General features: G+C 46.0%; 1 protein-coding gene, 1 tRNA gene and 1 pseudogene. All 3 read right to left on the reverse strand.

What is annotated here, in order from left to right:
* Positions 1–1,103 (reverse strand): tyrosine-type recombinase/integrase (locus J07HQW2_RS12395; protein WP_021055882.1); only part of this gene is annotated, 1,103 nt, incomplete at its 3' end.
* Positions 1,104–1,299: 196 nt separating this feature from the next.
* Positions 1,300–1,371 (reverse strand) — tRNA-Thr (locus J07HQW2_RS12400).
* Between the two features lie 250 nt (positions 1,372–1,621).
* Positions 1,622–1,759 (reverse strand): annotated as a pseudogene (locus tag J07HQW2_RS18735) ((2Fe-2S)-binding protein); the annotation flags it as partial.

Below are 1,759 nucleotides of genomic sequence, written 5' to 3' on the forward strand. Positions count from 1 at the left end.
TCTTGTTGTCTTGTGGTGGAGCTGTGTTCGTATTTTTCTGTTGTGCGTTTGGATTTGTGTCGGCATTGTTGGGCGGCTACTGCGAGTCCTTCTTGTTCTGCTACGTAGGTTGCGGTGCTGTGTCTGATGCTGTATGGTGTTAGGTCTCGGTTTTCAAGATCGAGGTTTGCTTCTTTAGCTATTTTTCGGAAGACGTCTCTGAATGAGTCTTTGTTGTACCTGTTTTGATGTGTTGTCAGCCAGAGTGCGTCTCTTTCGTCGTATCTCTCTCTTGTGTTGCGTTCGTCGAGCCAGCGTTCTAAGATTCGACTTGTTTCTTCTTTTACTGCGACCATCCAGTTTTCCCGGTTTTTACTGGATTCTTCCCGGGGGATCCGCAGTACGTTGTTTTGTGTATCGATCCAGTGAGTGTTTGCTCTCTTTATTTCGATAGGACGTAGACCCGCATCTAATGCGGTGTGGATCATTGAGGTGTATTTGAAAGAGTTTGCTTTTTCCCAGTCTTTCATTGTGATTTTGTCTTTAGGTTTCTGCAGCTTCTGTGAGAGGTATGTTTTCCATCTGCTGCGTTCTTCAGGTGTCACGGAGTTGTAGTGGGGTACACTTCCGTAGCTCATGGCGGCTTCCCGCATTTTCCGGCGGTCATCCTTGGTGAGGTAATCCCGTGGAGTGTATGTTGTACTGGGGTCGCTGTACTGGATTTCTGGATCCCATTTTACATCTTTGTTGCGGGCTTCGCGTTTCCATTTGAACAGGGTTTTTGCAGATTTCTGGTAGTGGTTTTTCGTAGACTCTTTCATATCCTGGCGTGCAAGATGCCGCATCCAGTTGTCAGCGTCTTCTGTATCAAGTGATTGTACGTATCTTCCTTTTCTGTCCCAAGCGAATCTGTAGAAGAGGTCTATACGGTTCATCCGGTTTTTAACGGTTGAATGGCTGTACCCCTCTGCTTTTTCCGGGTTTTTACCAAGTCCGAGCATCCATTCTGCTAGGTCGCGTCGGTGCTGGCGGTAGGTAACTTCTTGTCTAGGGTTTAGATGTTTTTTTGAGTCTTCTGTGACGAGTACGATCCCGTCAACTTTGTTTTCAGAGCTGTGCGTCATGTGTAATACCTCTGTCTAAAAACTAGGCCGTTTGCGCACCAAGTTTTAAGTATATAATGTAATATGCTTGTCTTTTCTTCGAAACCGCTGTAAGGCGTCGGGGTGCCGTATTTGACACCGTGTACTCGTTCTTGCGTAGTGTACATTGTTTCACCGACAAAGAGCCCGATAACTACAGGACAGAGAAGGAAAAGAGAGCCTGAGGCGGGATTTGAACCCGCGCTCTCGTCCTTACCAAGGACGCGCTTTACCGCTAAGCTACCCAGGCACACGCGTAGTTAGCGCAGATTTGGTTTTACACGTTTCGATTCGTCGTCTCCTCATTTGAGTCTACTCTCAGGGTGACACGCTGTCGGCAGTCAAAACAGATTATCAAATACCAATGTTATCGATTTACAGTCAATCTAAGGGTTCAGATCGGATATCTCAGAATTATTACTCGATAAATGATACATCTCCCCGGTAAACAGAAAAATCAAACCAACTAAAAACCGCAACGAAAATCCCGGTAACGTAACTTACGGAGCTTCGCCAGTCTCGATAGTAAAGTCGTCTATCGGGTATGCAACACAGGTCAGTGTGTATCCTTCATCTAGTTCTCATCATCTAGCATTTGCTGATTATCATGTTCGACGTAATCCTCGGAGTTTCCATCA

Source organism: Haloquadratum walsbyi J07HQW2 (genome assembly GCF_000415985.1).
Taxonomy (GTDB): Archaea; Halobacteriota; Halobacteria; order Halobacteriales; family Haloferacaceae; genus Haloquadratum; species Haloquadratum walsbyi_B.